Origin of the sequence: Faecalicatena contorta (assembly GCF_001404335.1) — a bacterium.
Lineage (GTDB): Bacteria > Bacillota > Clostridia > Lachnospirales > Lachnospiraceae > Faecalicatena > Faecalicatena contortus_B.
On record NZ_CYZU01000001.1, the window covers coordinates 84,268 to 103,706 of the forward strand.

General features: G+C 46.7%; 15 protein-coding genes. 14 read left to right on the plus strand and 1 reads right to left on the minus strand.

Annotated features, from left to right (window positions below; genetic code table 11):
* Positions 1-116 precede the first annotated feature (116 nt).
* Together adhE and ARB69_RS00470 are read left to right on the plus strand one after the other, a co-directional pair.
* Entirely contained in the window at positions 117-2,735 is a 2,619-nt protein-coding gene (adhE, locus tag ARB69_RS00465; RefSeq protein ID WP_055149900.1) for a bifunctional acetaldehyde-CoA/alcohol dehydrogenase, read from the plus strand.
* 318 nt (positions 2,736-3,053) lie between these two features.
* Positions 3,054-3,809: an aminoglycoside phosphotransferase family protein gene (locus tag ARB69_RS00470; protein ID WP_050641807.1), complete on the plus strand. Its 756-nt coding sequence runs from the start codon at positions 3,054-3,056 to the stop codon at positions 3,807-3,809.
* A gap of 867 nt (positions 3,810-4,676) precedes the next feature.
* Here ARB69_RS00470 and ARB69_RS00480 read toward each other — a convergent pair.
* Positions 4,677-5,843 carry a cell wall hydrolase gene (locus ARB69_RS00480; protein WP_055149906.1) on the minus strand — a complete coding sequence of 389 codons (1,167 nt, stop codon included), beginning with the start codon at positions 5,841-5,843 and terminating at the stop codon, positions 4,677-4,679.
* A 119-nt stretch (positions 5,844-5,962) separates the two neighbouring features.
* On the opposite strand from ARB69_RS00480, the gene ARB69_RS00485 reads away from it, so the two are divergent.
* From ARB69_RS00485 to ARB69_RS00540, 12 genes are all read left to right on the plus strand, one after another.
* On the plus strand, positions 5,963-6,808 hold the full coding sequence (locus tag ARB69_RS00485) for a Cof-type HAD-IIB family hydrolase (RefSeq protein WP_055149909.1): 846 nt from the start codon (positions 5,963-5,965) through the stop codon (positions 6,806-6,808).
* Positions 6,802-7,629 (plus strand): undecaprenyl-diphosphate phosphatase, encoded by an 828-nt coding sequence (locus ARB69_RS00490; protein ID WP_050641804.1) that lies wholly within the window; start codon positions 6,802-6,804, stop codon positions 7,627-7,629. Before ARB69_RS00485 ends, ARB69_RS00490 begins: the two co-directional genes overlap by 7 nt.
* A 204-nt stretch (positions 7,630-7,833) precedes the next feature.
* Complete coding sequence (locus tag ARB69_RS00495; protein WP_055149912.1) at positions 7,834-8,607, plus strand: basic amino acid ABC transporter substrate-binding protein; 774 nt, start codon at positions 7,834-7,836, stop codon at positions 8,605-8,607.
* A 14-nt stretch (positions 8,608-8,621) separates the two neighbouring features.
* Positions 8,622-9,314, plus strand: a complete 693-nt coding sequence (locus tag ARB69_RS00500; RefSeq protein ID WP_050641802.1) for an amino acid ABC transporter permease — start codon at positions 8,622-8,624, stop codon at positions 9,312-9,314.
* Complete coding sequence (locus ARB69_RS00505) at positions 9,304-10,050, plus strand: amino acid ABC transporter ATP-binding protein (protein WP_050641801.1); 747 nt, start codon at positions 9,304-9,306, stop codon at positions 10,048-10,050. Before ARB69_RS00500 ends, ARB69_RS00505 begins: the two co-directional genes overlap by 11 nt.
* Positions 10,051-10,415: 365 nt before the next feature.
* Complete coding sequence (gene mutY / locus ARB69_RS00510; RefSeq protein ID WP_050641800.1) at positions 10,416-12,188, plus strand: A/G-specific adenine glycosylase; 1,773 nt, start codon at positions 10,416-10,418, stop codon at positions 12,186-12,188.
* A gap of 243 nt (positions 12,189-12,431) precedes the next feature.
* Complete coding sequence (locus tag ARB69_RS00515) at positions 12,432-13,034, plus strand: TetR/AcrR family transcriptional regulator (protein WP_050641799.1); 603 nt, start codon at positions 12,432-12,434, stop codon at positions 13,032-13,034.
* Between the two features lie 73 nt (positions 13,035-13,107).
* Positions 13,108-14,028, plus strand: a complete 921-nt coding sequence (locus tag ARB69_RS00520) for a diacylglycerol/lipid kinase family protein (RefSeq protein ID WP_055149915.1) — start codon at positions 13,108-13,110, stop codon at positions 14,026-14,028.
* Positions 14,029-14,043: 15 nt separating this feature from the next.
* Positions 14,044-14,868 carry a glycerophosphodiester phosphodiesterase family protein gene (locus ARB69_RS00525; RefSeq protein WP_055149918.1) on the plus strand — a complete coding sequence of 275 codons (825 nt, stop codon included), beginning with the start codon at positions 14,044-14,046 and terminating at the stop codon, positions 14,866-14,868.
* Positions 14,869-15,024: 156 nt separating this feature from the next.
* Positions 15,025-15,705 (plus strand): phosphatase PAP2 family protein, encoded by a 681-nt coding sequence (locus ARB69_RS00530; RefSeq protein ID WP_050641796.1) that lies wholly within the window; start codon positions 15,025-15,027, stop codon positions 15,703-15,705.
* Positions 15,706-16,061: 356 nt separating this feature from the next.
* Positions 16,062-17,147, plus strand: coding sequence for a tryptophan--tRNA ligase (gene trpS, locus ARB69_RS00535; RefSeq protein WP_050641795.1), 1,086 nt, complete (start codon positions 16,062-16,064; stop codon positions 17,145-17,147).
* A gap of 20 nt (positions 17,148-17,167) precedes the next feature.
* Positions 17,168-19,411 (plus strand): diguanylate cyclase domain-containing protein, encoded by a 2,244-nt coding sequence (locus tag ARB69_RS00540; protein WP_055149921.1) that lies wholly within the window; start codon positions 17,168-17,170, stop codon positions 19,409-19,411.
* Positions 19,412-19,439 lie beyond the last annotated feature (28 nt).

Genomic DNA, 19,439 nt, shown 5'->3' on the forward strand with positions numbered 1-19,439 from the left:
TGTTAAAAAAATAACGTTAAATATTTGACAAAAGCAATATTGACAATTATTTAACGATAGGTTAAACTAAAACCTGTAATTAAGAAAATTATTCTATTACGGGAGGAAAAATAGAAATGGCAAAGAAGGAAAAGGTCGTAGTACCTGAGATTGTAGACAGCGTGGAAACACTCGAAGCAAAAATGAAAGCTATGCGTGAAGCTCAGAAAGTATTTGCTGCTTTTACGCAGGAACAGGTAGATAAGATTTTTTATGAAGCAGCCATGGCTGCGAATAAGATGCGTATTCCGCTTGCAAAGATGGCGGTAGAAGAGACGCAGAGAGGAATTGTGGAAGATAAGGTTATCAAGAACCACTATGCAGCTGAGTACATTTACAATGCGTATAAAGACACCAAAACATGTGGTGTGATAGAGGAAGATGCGGCGTTTGGCATTAAAAAGATAGCAGAGCCGATCGGTCTGGTAGCTGCGGTTATTCCGACCACAAACCCGACTTCAACAGCGATCTTCAAAACACTGCTTTGTCTGAAGACCAGAAATGCAATTATTATCAGCCCCCATCCTGCTGCTAAAGCATGTACGATCGAGGCGGCAAAAGTTGTTCTGGACGCAGCTGTAAAGGCTGGCGCTCCGGAAGGCATTATCGGATGGATTGATGTACCGTCTTTGGAATTAACAAACACCGTTATGAAGGATTCAGACATCATTCTTGCAACCGGCGGACCGGGAATGGTAAAGGCTGCTTACTCATCAGGCAAGCCGGCGCTCGGAGTAGGACCTGGAAACACACCGGTAATTATTGATGAGACAGCTGATGTTAAGATGGCAGTAAATTCCATTATACATTCCAAGACATTCGACAACGGCATGATCTGCGCATCTGAGCAGTCTGTAACAGTTCTTGACAGCATTTATGAGGAAGTGAAAAAAGAATTTGCTTACCGTGGATGCTATTTCCTGAAAAAGGGAGCAGAGCTGGATAAAGTACGCAAGACAATCATTATTAATGGCGCACTGAACAGCAAGATTCCAGGCAAATCAGCATACGAAATTGCAAAAATGGCTGGAGTGGATGTTCCGGAAAACACAAAAATCCTGATAGGTGAAGTGGAATCAGTAGACATTTCCGAAGAGTTTGCTCATGAAAAATTATCTCCTGTACTTGGCATGTATAAAGCAAAAACATTTGATGAAGCGTTGGAAAAAGCAGCCCAGCTTGTAGCCGACGGCGGATACGGTCACACAGCTTCCCTGTATATCCATCCGGCACAGACAGAGAAAATAGCAAAACATGCAGCAGCCATGAAAACGTGCCGTGTTCTTATCAACACACCTTCTTCTCACGGCGGCATCGGCGACCTTTACAACTTCAAAATGGCTCCATCCCTCACACTGGGATGCGGCTCATGGGGCGGAAACTCCGTTTCTGAAAATGTTGGGGTAAAACACTTACTGAATGTTAAGACAGTGGCTGAGAGGAGAGAGAATATGCTTTGGTTCAGAACACCTGAAAAGGTTTACTTCAAAAAAGGCTGTATGCCGGTTGCACTGGATGAGCTGGGAACAATCATGCACAAGAAAAAAGCATTTATCGTTACCGACTCCTTCCTGTACAAAAATGGCTACGTAGCTCCAATCGAGGCAAAACTGGATGAAATGGGTATCCAGCATTCATGCTTCTATGAAGTAGCTCCAGACCCGACCCTGCAGTGTGCACAAAAAGGTGCAGACCAGATGAGAGCATTTGAGCCGGATACAATTATCGCACTTGGCGGTGGTTCTGCAATGGATGCAGCAAAGATCATGTGGGTAATGTACGAACATCCGGAAGCAAATTTTGAAGACATGGCAATGGACTTTATGGATATCCGCAAGAGAGTATATACATTCCCGAAAATGGGAGAGAAAGCTTATTTCGTAGCGATCCCGACCTCTTCAGGAACCGGTTCTGAGGTCACACCTTTTGCAATCATCACAGATGCAGAGACCGGGGTAAAATGGCCGCTTGCAGACTACGAACTGCTTCCGAATATGGCAATTGTAGATGTTGATAACATGATGACCCAGCCAAAGGGCCTGACAAGCGCATCAGGTATCGACGTTATGACACATGCAATCGAGGCATATGTATCTATCATGGCCACAGATTACACAGACGGCCTGGCAATGAAAGCTGTAAAGATGGTATTTGATAATCTTCCATCCGCATACGAGAACGGGGCAAACGACCCACATGCACGCGAGATGATGGCAAATGCTTCCTGTCTGGCAGGTATGGCCTTTGCAAACGCATTCCTCGGACTGAACCACTCTATGGCACACAAGCTGGGTGCATTTCATCACCTTCCACACGGTGTTGCAAATGCAGTACTCCTGACAGAAGTTATGAAATACAATTCAGCAGAGGCTCCGACAAAGATGGGTACATTCTCACAGTATCAGTACCCGCATGCACTTGCAAGATATGCTGAACTGGGACGTTTTGCAGGCTGCACGGGCAAAGATGACCAGGAAGTATTCAATAACCTTGTTGCAAGATTAGAAGAGTTAGAAGAGACAATCGGCATCAAGAAAACGATCAAAGACTATGGCATAGATGAGAAATACTTCCTCGACACACTGGATGATATGGTAGAGCAGGCATTCAACGACCAGTGTACAGGCGCTAACCCAAGATATCCATTGATGAAGGAGATCAAAGAGATCTATCTGAAGTGTTACTACGGCAAATAAGTTTCGCAGTTATTCATTCACGGCCGCCGTGCCGTAAGGCGCAGCGGCAGCATAAAAATAATAAATATCCTTTTGAATATAAATTCATAAATTTTTTCTCACAAATAGGAGCGTGGCGCATGAGCGTCACGCTTTTAAATTCTGCAAAGGGGTCAGACCCCTTTGACTCTGATTGATATAAAATTAACAATAAAACCACACGGAAAAAGTTAGTTAAAAATTGCACAAAATTACTCGGGGGGTCTTACATTGTTAAAAAAGTTGATGTATAATAAAAACAACTTAAAAGAGCGGCATCAAAAACAGGAGGTATAGCTTATGAAACTGGAAGAAAAGAATTTAATCGTGGAACGTCCCTATAAGAAAGTTTACAAATGTGAAGATAGTGTCGTAAAAGTATTCGAATCTGCGCATCCAAAATCAGCAGTATTCAACGAGGCGCTAAATACTGCCAGAGTAGAAGAGACAGGACTGGATATCCCAAAGGTAAAAGAGGTAACACAGATAGACGGTAAATGGGCGCTTGCCATCGAATACAAAGCAGGAAAGACATTGGAAGACATGATGGAAGCAGACAGCAGCAACCTGGAAAAATATATGGAGGACTTTGTAGACCTGCAGCTGACGGTACATGCCAAGACCGCACCGCTGCTAAACAAGCTGAAAGATAAACTGTCCCGTCAGATTAACGGTCTGAAAGACTTAGATGCCACAACAAGATACGAGCTGCTCACAAGGCTGGAGAGCATGCCAAAACACAACAAAGTCTGCCACGGCGATTTCAATCCAAGCAATGTAATCGTAGGAAAGAACGGCAAGATGACAGTCGTAGACTGGGCGCACGCAACCCAGGGCAACGCCAGTGCAGATGCAGCCATGACCTATCTGCTGTTCGCACTAAAAGACCAGAATGCAGCAGACCTGTATATGAAGCTGTTCTGCAAAAAGAGCGATACAGCAAAACAATACGTACAGCAGTGGCTGCCAATCGTAGCAGCGGCACAGCTCACAAAAGATAACGAACTAGAAAAAGAATTCCTAATGAAATGGATTGATGTGATTGATTATCAGTAGGGGAGATTTGGGGAGGGGACGCTAAGAGGAAGGTGAGACTGTTTCCCCCGCCGGGGCAGTGCATGCCGTTTCAAACTCCTGCCCACTTGCGGAGAATCCGTAAGAGAAAAAACAGGGAACAGGAAGGGACTTGCCGCAGTTGGCCCGAATGCCGATGCATTCGCGCCGCCGGCGGCAACAGAATTTGTTTTGGCAAAACAAATTCTGCCCTTCCTGTTCCCTGTTTTTTCTCTAACGGATTCTAACCGCGCGTTCTATGGAGTCTTGAAACGGCATGCACTGCCCCGGCGGGGGAAACAGTCTCACCTTCCTCTTAGCTGGGCGCATCCGCCGGTAATTAAAACCTTCCTACTGGGGGAGGTCTCTGGACGGTGACAGTGGATGGCCGTAACTTTGCTCGGGGCGGAAGGGAGAGTATGTGTACACAAAGAATCTCAACAAGACATCCCTACCGCATATCCAGCCCAATCCGTTGCCACCGCCAGCGTTCTCCTACATTCGATCTTACCTGCCGTTTTGATGAAGCCCAGCCTGACTGAGATGGGGAGGGGGACAAAGCCGGAAGAAAAGAAGGCCGGGACTGAGTGTATAGAACGCACGGTCTAGAAGTCCTTACGCAGAAGGAGCTGTCCATGAGGGATGGCAAGTGATTTACCAAATCACTTGCCAGGACAACCTAAGACGGGAAAGCATCAGGCTTTCCCGTTGCATGTTGTCTGTGCCCTCATGGACAGCTCCTTGTGCGTTAGGACTTCTCCGTAAGTGGGTTACACACAGCCCCGGCCTTCTTTTCTTCCGGCTTTGTCCCCCTCCCCGTCTTAGTCAGGCGGACCTCATCCAAAAAGCCCTAAAATCGAATCCCCCTAGCTACCAGCTTGGGAAGAAGAGGTTATTTCCGATGTTGACTCCGGGCCTCCCCGCTGTTCCTGCATAGAGGAAGTAATAGCAGTCGGATACTGCGGCCAGCCGTGCTCCGTTGATGGCATCCTGGGCCACGGTGTAGGCCAGTTCGCTGGCGCCTCTTGCGAGTACGGTATCCAGACGGCCTGACCATACCGGCTCAAACTGTCCGCCTGCATAGACGACATCTGTGATTGTGTTCGGGAAGATCGGACTGTTTACGCGGTTCATGATCACTGTTGCTACGGCAAGCATGGAATCGTAATCATGCATGGCCTCACAATCGAGTATTGCCGCAAATACATCCAGATCGCTTCCGGCCACATTGGTTGCTCCGCCGTTGACTATGGTGTCATCATAACCTCCGTTATCACTGCCGCCTCCGGAATCATTGCCTTCGGATGGCGTGTCTCCGGGGTTATTATTGTCATTCGCGTTGTTATTGCCGCTGTCAGGCTTCTGGGCAGCGGCGTTTTCTGCCGCAACTTTAGCGGCTGCCTCTGCAGCCAGCTTGGCGGCTTCCTCCTCCCGCAGCTTTTTAAGCTGTGCGTTGAAGGCGTTCAGATCAGTAGAGGTTGCCTCTGCCTTCTGAACCAGCTCTGCCTGCCGGGTCTCCAGGTTTTTCTGCAGTTCCTTCATAGAATCCTGCTGAGCCTCCAGAGTTACTTTTCTGTCAGCAATCTCTTTCTGGGTATCCTGCAGGATCTGGAGCATCCCCCGGTCATATTTACTGATATTCTGTATGAAGTCGGCTTTGTTTAAAAAGTCAGTCAGGTTGTCCGCCGAAAAAAGCATCTCCAGGAGTGTTGCATTACCGGTTTCATACATATACTTAATACGGGATTTCATATCTTCGTATTGTTGTGCTTCGTCTGCCTCTGCCTCAGCTAAGGAATCTTTTGTCCTCTGGATTTCACCGTTGGTAATTTCAACCTGCATCTCAGTTGTTGATATCTCATCACTTATTGCCACAAGTTCCTGATTGATACCTTCAAGCTGATTCTGCAGATCAGAAGTTTTGCTTTCGAGACTTTCTGCATCTTCGGCATGCGCCGGGAAAACAGAAAGCACCAGTACAAGAGAACAGATAAATGCCAGAAGAGCCTGTCCCCTGTGTTTTAAGCGCAATTTCATATTCTACAATTCCTTTCTTAATTGTTTTGCCCTGATATTATACTATAAATTGCTTTATTAAGCAAATTTTGATAGAATAAGTTATAAAAATTTAGTGAGAAGTAAGGAGCTGGCAGGAGATGAAACAGCAGATAAAAATGATTGGACTGGACTTGGACGGTACACTTTTGAATGACAAAAAGGAACTGCTGCCGTATACAAAGCAGGTGCTGCAGGAAGCAATTGCAAAAGGGATAGTCGTACTGATGGCAACAGGAAGGTCGTTTACGGGCATTCCGGAGGAACTGAGATATTTCCCCGGCATCCGTTATGCACTTACCGCAAACGGGGCGAGGGTGATCGATGCGCAGGAAGAGAAAATTCTCATTGAACGCCTCCTTCCGATAGAAAAAGCGAAGAAAGCATTGGAAACTCTGCGGAAATATGATACATTACAAGAAGTGTACTTTGACGGACAGGGGTATGCAGATAAAGAGAAGCTGGATTCCATCAGCCGTTACCATCACAATCCGCATATGTGGGATTATGTGCGCAGCACCAGGAAAGCAGTGCCGGATGTCATGGCGCTGGCAGTGGAACGATATCAGGATATGGATAAAATGCAGGCGCTGTTTGCCGATTTGGAAGAAAAAGCGGCTGCATGGAGTGAACTGGAACAGCAGGAGGGTATCGTACTGGTCAGCTCGCTGGGATATAATATAGAAATAAACGCCGCCGGAGTAAACAAGGGAACAGCCTTAGTTGAACTGGGCAGTATGCTTGGAATCAGGCGCGAGGAGATTATGGCATGCGGTGATGGCGACAACGATATTGAGATGGTAAAAGAAGCCGGCTTTGGCGTTGCGATGGGTAATGCGGAAGAAGAGGTAAAGGCCGCCGCGGATTACATAACACTTTCCAATGAAGAAGAGGGGGCGGCAAAGGCCATTGAAAGATTTGCTCTAAGAGGAGGAGACATATGTTAGAAGCTTTAAAGGTAATTGTACTGGGGATTGTAGAAGGTATTACCGAATGGCTGCCGATCAGCAGCACGGGACACCTGATACTTGTAGAAGAGTTTATAAAGCTGAAGATGACGGAAGACTTTATGTCAATGTTCAATGTGGTCATTCAGCTGGGGGCAATCCTGGCGGTTGTAGTCATCTATTTTCATAAACTGAATCCGTTTTCTGATACGAAGACGCATAAACAGAAGATGCTGACCCTTCAGCTGTGGGTAAAAGTGCTGATCGCATCGGTTCCGGCAGCCATAATCGGCCTTTTGTTTGACGACTTTATTGATGAACATTTGATGAATTATGTGGTAGTAGCGATTACGCTGATTCTGTATGGTATTGCATTTATTGTCGTTGAAAAACGGCATGAACATGTGAAGCCGGCGGTGAAGAGGCTGTCGGACCTGACGATCCCAATGGTCGTGATTATCGGATGCTTCCAGGTGCTGGCGCTGATACCGGGTACCTCACGGTCGGGCGCAACGATAATCGGCGGTCTGCTGATTGGGGCGGCCAGAGGCGTAGCTGCGGAATTCACATTTTTCTTAGCCATTCCGGTTATGTTTGGGGCCAGCTTCCTTAAGATCATTAAGTTCGGTTTTCATTTTACGGGCGCGGAAGTATTTTTGCTGCTGCTTGGATGTATCATCTCCTTTGTGGTATCCATATTCGCCATCAAGTTTTTGATGCAGTATATCAAGAATCATGACTTTAAAGTATTCGGTTATTACCGAATCGTCCTGGGAATCATTGTGCTGCTCTACTTTGGGATGACTGCATTATTTGCATAAAAGGCGGCAGACAGAAGTATAAAGGGGATAAAAGAAATAGTATATTCAGTACGGGGAGGGCCTCTATAGCCTTCTCCTTTTTATTTCCGATGGAATATTAAGGGAAATACGGCGCATAGTCTTGTTTTTTATAGAAAACATGATAAAATATAGAGATAATGTGTATGATTATGCATAACAATGTAAATTTGGAGGGTACGGAAAATGAAAAAGAAAGTTTTAAGCGTTTTATTGGTGGCAGTATGCGTATTATCAATGGCGGCATGCGGATCTAAGAAGGAAGACAGCAGCGCAGGTGACAGTGGTAAGAAGGAAAAGCTGGTGATGGCTACGAATGCGGAATTTCCGCCGTATGAATTCTACGAAGGAAAAGAAGTCGTAGGAATCGATGCTGATATTGCGGCTGCAGTAGCAGAGGAGATGGGGATGGAGCTCGAGATTGAGGACATGGCTTTTGATTCTATCATCACTGCAGTAACAAGCGGAAAAGCAGACATCGGCGCGGCAGGTATGACTGTGACGGAGGACCGTCTGGAAAATGTAGACTTTACTGATACATATGCAACAGCAACACAGGTAATTATCGTTAAAGACGACAGTGCAATTGCCGGACCAGATGATCTGACAGGTAAGAAGATCGGCGTACAGCTGGGAACCACAGGCGATATCTACGCAGACGACATTGAAGATGCAACTGTAGAGCGTTATAACAAGGGATTTGAGGCTGTACAGGCACTGCAGCAGGGCAAGATTGATGCAGTAGTCATCGACGGAGAGCCGGCTAAGGAATTTGTAAAAGAAGCGGAAGGGCTCAAGATTCTGGACGAAGCGTTTACAGAGGAAGAGTACGCAATTGCAGTGAAAAAAGGAAATGATGAACTGAAAGAGAAAATCAATGATGCACTGGCTAATCTGAAGGAATCTGGTAAATTGGATGAAATCGTAGCGAAATATATCAGCGCTGACAGCGCGGAATAAAAGAGGATACGATTATGTTGCAGACGTTGCAGGATAAGTTTTATGGGAATTTTATAGAAAAAAACCGCTGGGAATACATTTTAGATGGACTGGGGGTCACTTTGCAGGTGACCTTCTTTGCCGTCATAATCGGAATTGTAATTGGTTTTCTGATTGCAATTATACGCTCCACATATGACAAAACAGGAAGGCTGAAGATCCTTAATGCAATTTGTAAGATCTATCTGACGGTGATCAGAGGAACTCCGGTTGTTGTACAGCTTTTGATCATTTACTTTGTAATATTCGGAAGCTCAGACATCAGCAAAGTGCTGGTAGCTATTATGGCATTCGGGTTCAATTCCGGGGCCTATGTTGCCGAGATATTCCGCTCTGGTATCATGTCTATTGATAACGGACAGTTTGAGGCTGGGCGCAGCCTGGGATTTAATTATGTGCAGACCATGATCCATATCATTATGCCGCAGGCTTTTAAGAATGTTCTCCCGGCGCTTGGCAATGAGTTTATCGTGCTGTTAAAAGAGACATCAGTCTCTGGTTATATCGCCCTGCAGGATCTTACCAAGGGCGGCGATATCATACGAAGCCGTACATATGATGCATTCATGCCTCTTATTGCTGTAGCTTTGATTTATCTGATTATGGTAATGATCTTTACAAAGCTCGTAAATCTGCTGGAGAGGAGGCTGAGAAACAGTGATCACTGATGGAGAAGTATTGATTAAGGTAGAAGACCTTCATAAAGTATTTAATAACAGGCTTCATGCACTGGATGGGGTAACGGAAGAAATCCGTAAAGGCGAAGTTGTTGTAATTGTCGGACCGTCAGGCTCTGGTAAATCAACGTTCCTACGATCCCTGAACCTTCTTGAGACTCCGACGACGGGGCACGTATATTTTGAAGGAACAGACATTACAAGCAAGGAAACGAATATCGACCGCCATCGCCAGAAGATGGGCATGGTGTTCCAGCATTTCAATCTATTCCCGCACAAGACGATTATGGAAAATATCACGCTTGCACCGATTAAGCTTTTGAAGAAGAGTAAAGCCGATGCTGAAAAGCGGGCGATGGAACTTCTGAAGCTGGTTGGGCTGGAGGAAAAGGCACATGCCTATCCGTCCCAGCTGTCAGGCGGTCAGAAGCAGCGTATTGCAATTATCCGTTCTCTGGCTATGAATCCGGATGTCATGCTTTTTGATGAACCGACTTCCGCCCTGGATCCTGAGATGGTGGGGGAAGTTCTGGAGCTAATGAAAAAGCTTGCCCATGATGGAATGACTATGGTGGTTGTGACACATGAGATGGGATTTGCACGGGAAGTGGCGACCCGGGTTATATTTATGGATGAAGGGAAAATAAAAGAACAGGGGCCTCCGGAGGAATTCTTTAATAATCCGGAGGAACCTCGGCTTCGGGAGTTTCTTTCGAAGATTTTGTAGGCAGGGGACGCCTGATGGAAGCGGGACGCACCGACAGCGGCGGGGGATGCTTATGCTGTTTTTGGAAACCGGCCGCTTCGCTTAAGAAGAGCTAACTGCAAAAAAACCGCATTTTATGGGACGGAGCGTATTCACTTAGAAAGCTGATGCTTTCTAAGTGAATACGCTCCGGGAAATTGATTCGGAATCAATTTTCTCCCATAAAATGCGGTTTTTTCGCAGTAAACTCTTCGTAACAGTTCAGGCCAGTCTGAACTGTTACAACTCTTCTTAGGCAGCCAATAATCTCCAACTATTATTTTGTTTCTTTTTAGGGGGTTCTGTGGTAGTCTAATAGGTATTGGTGATGAAAGAGGTTTTTGTGTATGAAGTATGAACGAATAGAAAAGGCTGTGTTTTTGGAGCGGCCGAATCGGTTTATTGCGTATGCTCTGGTTGCGGGGCGAAGAGAGACGATTCATGTGAAGAATACGGGGCGGTGCGCGGAGCTTCTCAAGGCGGGGGCTGTTATTTATGTGCAGGAGAGCCTTAAGCCGGAGCGGAAGACGAAGTGGGATTTAATTGCTGTGGAAAAAGGGGACAGGATGGTGAATATGGATTCTCAGATTCCGAACAGAGTGGCTCAGGAATGGATCGAAGCCGGTAATTTGTTTGGGGAGTCTCCGTTTGTCAGGGCGGAGACTACTTATGGGAACTCGAGGTTTGATCTCTATGTTGAGGCAGACGGGCGTAAGTGTTTTGTAGAGGTGAAGGGGGTTACGCTGGAAGAGGATGGCGTGGCGCGATTTCCAGATGCACCGAGCGAGCGGGCGGTTAAGCATGTGGAAGAGCTATGTAAGGCTGTAAAGGATGGATATGAGGCTTATGTTTTGTTTGTGATCCAGATGAAGGGGATCCGCTATTTTACCCCGAATATGGATACCCATCCTGCCTTTGGAGAAGCGCTGCGCAGGGCCAAGGCGGCGGGCGTGCATATCTTGGCGCGGGACTGTAAAGTGACGGCGGATCGTATTGTCATGGATGAGGCGGTGCCGGTGGTGCTGGGGAGTCCGGAGCTGAAAGAGGCGGTGGTTCCCCTTGTGCGCTGGTACCGGGAACATAAACGGGATCTGCCCTGGCGGCATGATATCAGCGCATACCGGGTCTGGATATCTGAGATTATGCTCCAGCAGACGAGGGTGGAGGCTGTGAAGCCCTATTTCGAAAGATTTTTAAGGGAGCTGCCTACGGTGAAGGACCTGGCTGAGGCGGAGGAAGACCGGCTTATGAAACTGTGGGAGGGGCTTGGCTATTACAACCGGGTACGGAATATGCAGAAGGCGGCCCGTCAGATTATGGAGGAATATGGAGGGGAGTTTCCGGATACATATGAGGGAATCCGTTCGCTGACGGGAATCGGGAGCTACACGGCAGGAGCGGTCGGCTCTTTTGCATTTGGAATTCCGAAGCCTGCGGTGGACGGGAATGTCCTGCGGGTGGCGGCAAGGCTTATGGCGCGGGATGACGATATTATGAAAGCGGGTGTCCGGGCGCGCATTGAGGAGGAGATCGAGGAAGTGATTCCTGCCGATGCGCCGTCGGATTTTAACCAGGGACTGATTGAGCTGGGAGCCATTGTCTGTGTGCCGAACGGTGAGCCTAAATGTACGGAGTGTCCCCTGTCCGGGCTTTGTAAGGCCAGAAAGCTTGGCATTGAGACGGAACTGCCAGTCAGGTCCAAGGCAAAGGCCAGACGGATCGAGAAGAGAACGGTTCTGATCCTTTTGGACGGGGACACGCTTGCGATTAAAAAACGCCCGCCAAAGGGGCTTCTGGCCGGCCTGTATGAACTTCCTAATCTGGAGGGGCACCTGGACAGAAAAGAAGTGATACAGTACTGCAACTCCATCGGGCTGTCTCCGCTGCATATAAAAAAGGTACAGAGCGCGAAACATATATTCAGCCATGTAGAGTGGCATATGACGGGATATGAGATTAAAGTGGACGGGCTGGAGAAAAACTGCAGCGCGGATATGCTGTTTGTCCGCAGAGAAGAGATTGAAGATAAATACCCGATTCCTTCTGCTTTTGAGGTATATCGGTTACTGTTCAGACCGTGCCGTGCACCTCGCTGCACGGCATCGGAGCCGATAAAGTGATGGTCTCGGGGCATCTGGTCTTTGCTCCGCTTCGGTCCGTGCTAAACATGCGCCACTGGCGCATAGCACCCCTCGCCGTAGGCGACTTTAAATGGGCAGATGCCGTTACTGTGCACGCCCGTAGGGTGTGCACAGTAACGTATATTGCAGAGTTGTTTTAGAGTCCGCTCTGTTTTCTTGAATCCCGGGCGGATTTATGGTATACTCACTTTATAACAAGCGGGATAAAAGGAGTGTACATTTATGGGTGACAAGACAGAGCTGTCCAGGCAGCAGCAGAAATCAAAAGAAACAAAAGAACGGATCTTCCGCGCTGCAAAGCGGATTCTCCAAAAGAATGGGTACGAAGAGCTTTCTATTAAAAATATCTGTGAAGAAGCAGGTGTGTCAAACGGAAGCTTTTACCATCATTTTAAAACAAAAGATGATCTGCTGTCTTATTATATAGAGGATCAGCCCAGCATCAACCCTGATCTGCTCGATCTGCCCAGAAATGCGGAGGAAGCGAAGATTGCCATCATCCATGTGTATCTGAATTATGTGAATTACTGCAGGGAACTTGGCGTTGAGTTTATCTCTGGATACTACGATACGAAAAATCAGGCGCTGAATCCTGCCAGCCGCGCAGAGAGACCCTATCCCATTGTGACCGTGCAGACCTATGTTGAGAAAGCCATGCAGGAAGGAATTGTCAGACTGAATGTCAGCATTGAAGAGTTTACAACTGACATCCGTATGATTGTAATCGGCAATGTATTTGAATGGTGTCTCCGCGGAGGGGATGCCGATTTTGAAGGCAATATGCGCCGCTCACTTGGTAAATACCTGGACAGTACGATTTTATAAGATGCGGCCGTACCCTTTGAAAATACCGGCCGTGAATTGAAAAAAACTCATCCCCAGAAATGGAGGCAGCAGTATGAGATACAGCTTTATAGTGAATCCGAATTCCCGTTCCGGTATGGGAGGCTTGATATGGGATATCATAGAGCCGGAACTGAAAAAAAGACAGGTTGAATATGAGAGCTTTCGTACGGATTCCCCCGGTCATGCAACTAAAATTACCGGCAGTATCACCGGGGACGGAGAGGAACATACCCTGGTCGTGCTGGGGGGAGACGGAACCGTGAATGAAGTGCTGAACGGAATCGCCGACCTTGGGAAGACGGTCCTGGGCTATATCCCCACAGGTTCCAGCAACGATTTTGCCAGAGGGATGAAGCTTCCCACAGATCCGCTTGGGGCGCTGGATATGATTCTGAAGCCCGGCAGGATTCAGTCCATGGATGTGGGGCTTTTAACCCGCGCAGGGAAAGAACGGCGGTTTGCGGTGAGTACGGGAATTGGGTTTGATGCGGCAATCTGCCATCAGGCGGCCGTATCCAGGCTGAAAGTCCTGTTAAACCATCTGAAACTGGGCAAACTGACATATGTGGGAATTGCCCTGAACAGGCTGTTCCATGACAAGCCGGTTCAGGCAGAGATTACTCTGGATGGACAGGAGATAAAAAAGTTTTCGAAGGTATACTTTGCGGCTGCCATGAACCAGCCATACGAGGGCGGCGGTTTTTGTTTCTGCCCGGATGCGGCCGGGAATGACGGCCTGCTGGATGTGATTGTAATATCGGGGCTTCCCAGGCTGGCTGTCCTTTTGCTCCTGCCCACGGCATATAAGGGATGGCATGTGCATTTTCCTGGAATTCATGTTTTTAGGTGCAAAAAGGCCGTGATAAAAACAGAACGTCCGCTTGCCGTACATACAGACGGGGAACCCGTATTCCTGAGAGATCAGATAACGGCGGAGGTACTGGAAGAACAAATCAGGGTGATCACAGCGTGAAAGAAGGAGCAGGTTATGTATGTACTGGTTCTGGCTGCAGTTGGAACAGCAGCTGTTTATCTGTTTATGATTATGCCGCGTATGACGAAGCGGAAACAAATGAAGCTCTTTATGGGCCAAAAGTGGGCCCACAGAGGGCTTCATTGCGTTGAGAAAGGGATACCGGAGAATTCCATGGCAGCCTTTAAGGAGGCTGTAAAAGAAGGGTATGGGATAGAGCTGGACGTTCATCTGACAAAAGACGGCCGTCTGGTTGTTTTTCACGATGATACCTTGAAGCGCGTCTGCGGGAAAGAAGGCAGAATAGAAGAAATGTCATATGAGGAGCTGCAGCAATGCTATCTCAGCGGAACTTCCGAAAAGATTCCCCTTTTTTCCTCCGTCCTGTCCTATATTAAGGGGCGTGTCCCTCTGCTGATCGAGGTAAAGCTTCCCACGCAGAACACGGATATTTGTGTGCATCTGGAAGAGCAGCTGCGCGGATACACCGGGCCTTATCTGATTCAGTCCTTTAACTGCCTGGTGCTTTGCTGGCTGAAAAAACACCGGAAGGATATTCTGAGGGGCCAGTTATCGTCTAATTTGGTGAAAAGTGACCATTCGCCGCATTATATACTGCGTTTCTGCGTAAAATATTTGTTAAGTAACTGCATCACCAGGCCGGATTTCATTTCCTACAAATTAAAGGACAGCCAGAACGTCAGCCTCCTGGTGCTCCACAGCCTTCTGTTTACACCGGTGGCGGTATGGACGCTTCGTACCTCCCAAGCCATGGAACAGGCGGTAAAGCAATATGATATGTATATATTTGAGGGGATAAGGCCGTCTGGTAAAAAGTGAAGGTTCGTTAGTAATAAATTAGTAACAATTAAGCTGCAAAGGCCCGTAAAATCAAAAGATTTTGTTAAGGTTTTATGAACATTATTGTTGTGGCATGTGATTCGTGCTATAATCGGGGCAGCTAGAGAATATGCATTAAAAAAAGGAGCGTTCGGTATGGACTTTAGGACGAAAGCCACGAATTTTATTAAGAAATATAAGCATGCCTGGGTGTTCAGCTATATCCTGATTTACATGCCCTGGTTCATGTATCTTGAGAAGCATGTAACATCAGGCTATCATGTTATACATTCCGTAATTGATAATAAGATACCGTTTGTAGAATACTTTATTGTGCCATACCTGCTGTGGTTTGTATTCATAGCAGCCACATTTTTATACTTCTTTTTTACAGATGTGGACGGCTTCTACAAGCTGGCAAAGCTGATGTTTGCTGGAATGACGATTTTTCTGATTATATCCACGTTAGTTCCGAACGGCCTGAATCTGCGTCCTATGTACTTTGCCAGGGATAATGTTTTTGTGGATATGGTAAAGATGCTTTACAAGGCAGATACTCCGACCAATGTTCTGCCAAGCCTTCATGTATATAACTCTCTGGGGGCCTGTATAGCCATCTATAACAGCAAGGCGCTGCAGAAGCATAAGGTGATAAGCTGGAGTGCCTATACCCTGGCGGCCCTGATTATACTCGCAACAATGTTCCTTAAGCAGCATTCGATCATAGACGTAATGGCAGCTTTTATCATGGCTTATACCATTTACCAGTTTGTCTATGAGTCAAGCCGCAAAAAAGCGCCCAAGCTTTCGAATCAGATTGCCACCTGGGGCAAATAGTATTCACAGCATATTTTAGATTATTTCATCCGAAACAGAGAGTATTTCCCAAAGCACACTTTGGAAAATTAAGAGGACTGCGGAAAAGTCATCCGGACTTTTCAAAATGGCTTCTGGAATCTCTGATCCGGGTGAAATTTTTTCAGTATTCAGAGGTTAAGCCGCAGCGATGGCAGCAGGTTCTGCGGCCTGCCCTGGCAGGGACTAAAAAAACCAGCCGGAATCACTATATCTATAGCCAAACCATTGGCTGTAGTGTTATAATGTGAAAAGATTAGCCGGGAAGAAGCGCGTAGCGCCGCAATGACGCCTGGCGTACTTGAATATGAAAAGAATTAGGAGGAATGAGATTAGACATGGGCAAGATAATGTTAACAGGGGACAGACCGACCGGGAGGCTGCATGTGGGACACTATGTCGGTTCATTGAAGCGAAGAGTGGAACTGCAGAATGCAGGCGAGTATGACGATATATTTATTATGATAGCGGATGCGCAGGCACTGACGGATAACGCGGACAATCCGGAGAAGGTACGTCAGAATATTATAGAGGTGGCGCTGGATTATCTGGCATGCGGGCTGGATCCGGAGAAGTCAACGCTGTTTATCCAGTCACAGATACCGGAATTATGCGAATTATCTTTTTATTATATGAACCTGGTTACGGTTTCGCGTCTGCAGCGTAATCCTACGGTAAAATCCGAGATTCAGATGCGGAATTTTGAGGCAAGCATACCAGTCGGTTTCTTTACTTATCCGATCAGCCAGGCCGCTGATATTACAGCGTTTAAGGCAACCACAGTTCCGGTTGGAGAGGATCAGCTTCCGATGCTGGAACAGACAAAGGAGATTGTAAGAAAGTTTAATTCGGTCTATGGCGATACGCTCGTGGAGCCCGATATTCTTCTTCCCGACAATACGGCGTGCCTGAGGCTTCCGGGTACGGACGGAAAGGCAAAGATGAGCAAGTCTTTGAATAACTGCATTTATCTCTCTGAGGAGCCGGATTCAATCAAACAGAAGGTATTTAGTATGTTTACGGATCCCACGCATATTAAAATAGAAGATCCGGGTAAGCTGGAGGGCAATACGGTGTTTACGTATCTGGATGCCTTCTGCAGGCCGGAATATTTTGAGGAATTTCTGCCGGACTATACGGATTTGGATGAACTTAAAGCACATTACCAGAGGGGCGGGCTTGGAGATATGAAGGTGAAGCGTTTCCTGAACGCAGTCCTTCAGGCGGAACTGGAGCCTATCAGAAACAGAAGAAAAGAATACCAGAAAGATATCCCATACGTATATGAGATTCTGAAAAAGGGAAGTGAGAAGGCTGAGAGCGTGGCTGCCGATACTTTGCGTGATGTGAAAGAGGCGATGAAGATTAATTACTTTGAAGACCTGGAGCTGATCAATGCACAGGCAGAGAAGTTCAGGGAGTAACGAAGCGAAGGGGTCCTAATATGCAGGATATAAAGAACTCTGAAGAGTATAAGAGCCTTTGGGCGCGTGCCAACTATGATGATCTGACAAAGGTATTGAACCGCAGGGCGGGCAGGGAACGTCTGATAAGTTTGCTTGAAAAGGCAAGAACTGAGAGCAGGATACTGGTCGTGGCACTGTGTGATGTGAATGACCTGAAACAGATCAATGACAGACACGGGCACCGTGAAGGTGACAATATGCTACGATACGTTGCGATGTCCATGTCCCGGGAACTGAAAGAAAACGATGTTCTTTTCCGGCTGAGCGGGGACGAATTTGCTATGGCATTTTATGATGAAAATGAAAAGAATGCAGAAAAGCGCATGCAGAGGATCCTGGCATATCTTAATGAAAAAAAGAATTCCAGAAAATTAATGTACGAAACGTCTTTTTCCTATGGTCTTGTAGAAATCTATCCGGAAGAATACTATATGGTTGAAGACCTTCTTGAAAAAGCGGACTGCAAAATGTATATACAGAAGAGGAATTATCATATACTGCGTGCGAAGCAGAGGCTGGAGCAGCAGAATGATTCCGGAGTCCGGGAGTTTATATATGACAAGGAGCATCTTTATGATGCACTTATGGAAAGTACAGACGATTATATATTTGTCGGAAACATGAAAACCGGAGTATTTCGTTATCCGCCTGCTATGGTCAGGGAATTCGGGCTTCCAGGGGAAGTGGTGGAGAATGCTGCTGCGTTTTGGGGCGGGAAGATACACCCTTATGATGAACGTCACTTTCTGGAGAGCAATCAGGAGATCGCAGACGGACGGATGGAGTCCCATGATATCGAATACCGCGCCAAAAATGCCAGGGGAGAATGGATCTGGCTTCGCTGCCGCGGCAGGATGATCAGGGACGAGAGAGGGGAACCGAATCTGTTTGCGGGAATGATTACCAATTTGGGGCGCAATCATAAGACTGACCATATGACGGGTCTTTATAACCGGTTCGAATTCGAGGGTGATGCAAAAAAATATATGGTAGATCTGGAGGAAACCGAGTATCTTGGAATTATGCTTCTGGATATGGATGGTTTCCGCAATATCAATGACTTAAATAACCGCTCTTTTGGGGACGCTGTCCTAAAAATAACGGCACAGAAGATTGTCGAATTCCTTCCATCCAATGCGAGAGTGTACCGGATGGATGGAGATGAATTTGCAGTCCTGTTTCTGAATGGAAGCAAGGAGGATGCCATGGAGGTATTCAGCCGGATCCAGAGTCATTTCCAAAAGATTCAGGACTATAAAGGGCGCAAATATTACTGCACGATGTCTGCTGGTTATGCTTCCTATCCGGAGGATTCGGATGACTATCAGGAACTTCTGCAGTACGCAAATTATTCACTGGAATGTTCGAAACTAAAAGGGAAAAACCGGCTTACCGTATTTACGAAGGAGATCCTGGAGAGCAGAGGGAGAAAGCTTGAAATGACGGAACTTCTCAGAGAAAGTATCGAGAGAGGCTTCACCGGGTTTTCTCTGAATTACCAGCCCCAGATTGTCTCCGGGACAAAACAGCTGAGTGGGGCGGAAGCGCTTGCAAGATGGCAGTGTACTGCTTTCGGCGATGTACCGCCGTCAGAGTTTATACGGATCCTGGAGCAGAGCGGACTGATAATCAAGGCCGGAAAATGGGTATTTACAGAGGCAGTCCGTCAGTGCAGTGAATGGATTAAGCGGAAGCCGGATTTTCGAATGAGTATCAATCTTTCGTATCCCCAGATGCTGGAGGAGGATTTTGAGTCCTTTGTGCTTGGAACTCTGGATTCTTTTCATGTACCATATGAAAATATTACCCTGGAAGTTACGGAAACTTACCTGATTGAGCAGGATAGCATTGTACATGATATCATGGGAAGACTGCAGGAAAAAGGGATTCAAACCGCAATGGATGACTTTGGGATGGGGTATTCTTCCCTGTACGAGCTGAAAAACACGCCTGCAGATATCGTAAAAATAGACAAGGGATTTGTAAACGGGTTGACGACAGACTTGTTTACAGCCACATTTATCCGCTCAATCACAGAGCTATGCCATGACGTTGGAAAAACAGTCTGCCTGGAAGGTGTGAAGACGGTAGAAGATTATAACGTTGCAAAAGAGATTGGGATAGACCTGATACAGGGATACTATTTTAGTAAGGCAGTTCCGCCAGCGGAGTTTGAAGAAGTATTCTTAGAGGAAAGGAATGCTTCTGTAAAAAGAAATTAGAATAATAAAAAACCTGAAAGCAGATGCT

Excerpts from the sequence above, each read along its gene's own strand:
- adhE (WP_055149900.1), top strand. The coding sequence starts at position 117 with ATGGCAAAGAAGGAAAAGGTCGTAGTACCTGAGATTGTAGACAGCGTG.
- ARB69_RS00470 (WP_050641807.1), top strand. The coding sequence starts at position 3,054 with ATGAAACTGGAAGAAAAGAATTTAATCGTGGAACGTCCCTATAAGAAA.
- ARB69_RS00480 (WP_055149906.1), bottom strand. The coding sequence starts at position 5,843 with ATGAAATTGCGCTTAAAACACAGGGGACAGGCTCTTCTGGCATTTATC.
- ARB69_RS00485 (WP_055149909.1), top strand. The coding sequence starts at position 5,963 with ATGAAACAGCAGATAAAAATGATTGGACTGGACTTGGACGGTACACTT.
- ARB69_RS00490 (WP_050641804.1), top strand. The coding sequence starts at position 6,802 with ATGTTAGAAGCTTTAAAGGTAATTGTACTGGGGATTGTAGAAGGTATT.
- ARB69_RS00495 (WP_055149912.1), top strand. The coding sequence starts at position 7,834 with ATGAAAAAGAAAGTTTTAAGCGTTTTATTGGTGGCAGTATGCGTATTA.
- ARB69_RS00500 (WP_050641802.1), top strand. The coding sequence starts at position 8,622 with ATGTTGCAGACGTTGCAGGATAAGTTTTATGGGAATTTTATAGAAAAA.
- mutY (WP_050641800.1), top strand. The coding sequence starts at position 10,416 with ATGAAGTATGAACGAATAGAAAAGGCTGTGTTTTTGGAGCGGCCGAAT.
- ARB69_RS00515 (WP_050641799.1), top strand. The coding sequence starts at position 12,432 with ATGGGTGACAAGACAGAGCTGTCCAGGCAGCAGCAGAAATCAAAAGAA.
- ARB69_RS00520 (WP_055149915.1), top strand. The coding sequence starts at position 13,108 with ATGAGATACAGCTTTATAGTGAATCCGAATTCCCGTTCCGGTATGGGA.
- ARB69_RS00525 (WP_055149918.1), top strand. The coding sequence starts at position 14,044 with ATGTATGTACTGGTTCTGGCTGCAGTTGGAACAGCAGCTGTTTATCTG.
- ARB69_RS00530 (WP_050641796.1), top strand. The coding sequence starts at position 15,025 with ATGGACTTTAGGACGAAAGCCACGAATTTTATTAAGAAATATAAGCAT.
- trpS (WP_050641795.1), top strand. The coding sequence starts at position 16,062 with ATGGGCAAGATAATGTTAACAGGGGACAGACCGACCGGGAGGCTGCAT.
- ARB69_RS00540 (WP_055149921.1), top strand. The coding sequence starts at position 17,168 with ATGCAGGATATAAAGAACTCTGAAGAGTATAAGAGCCTTTGGGCGCGT.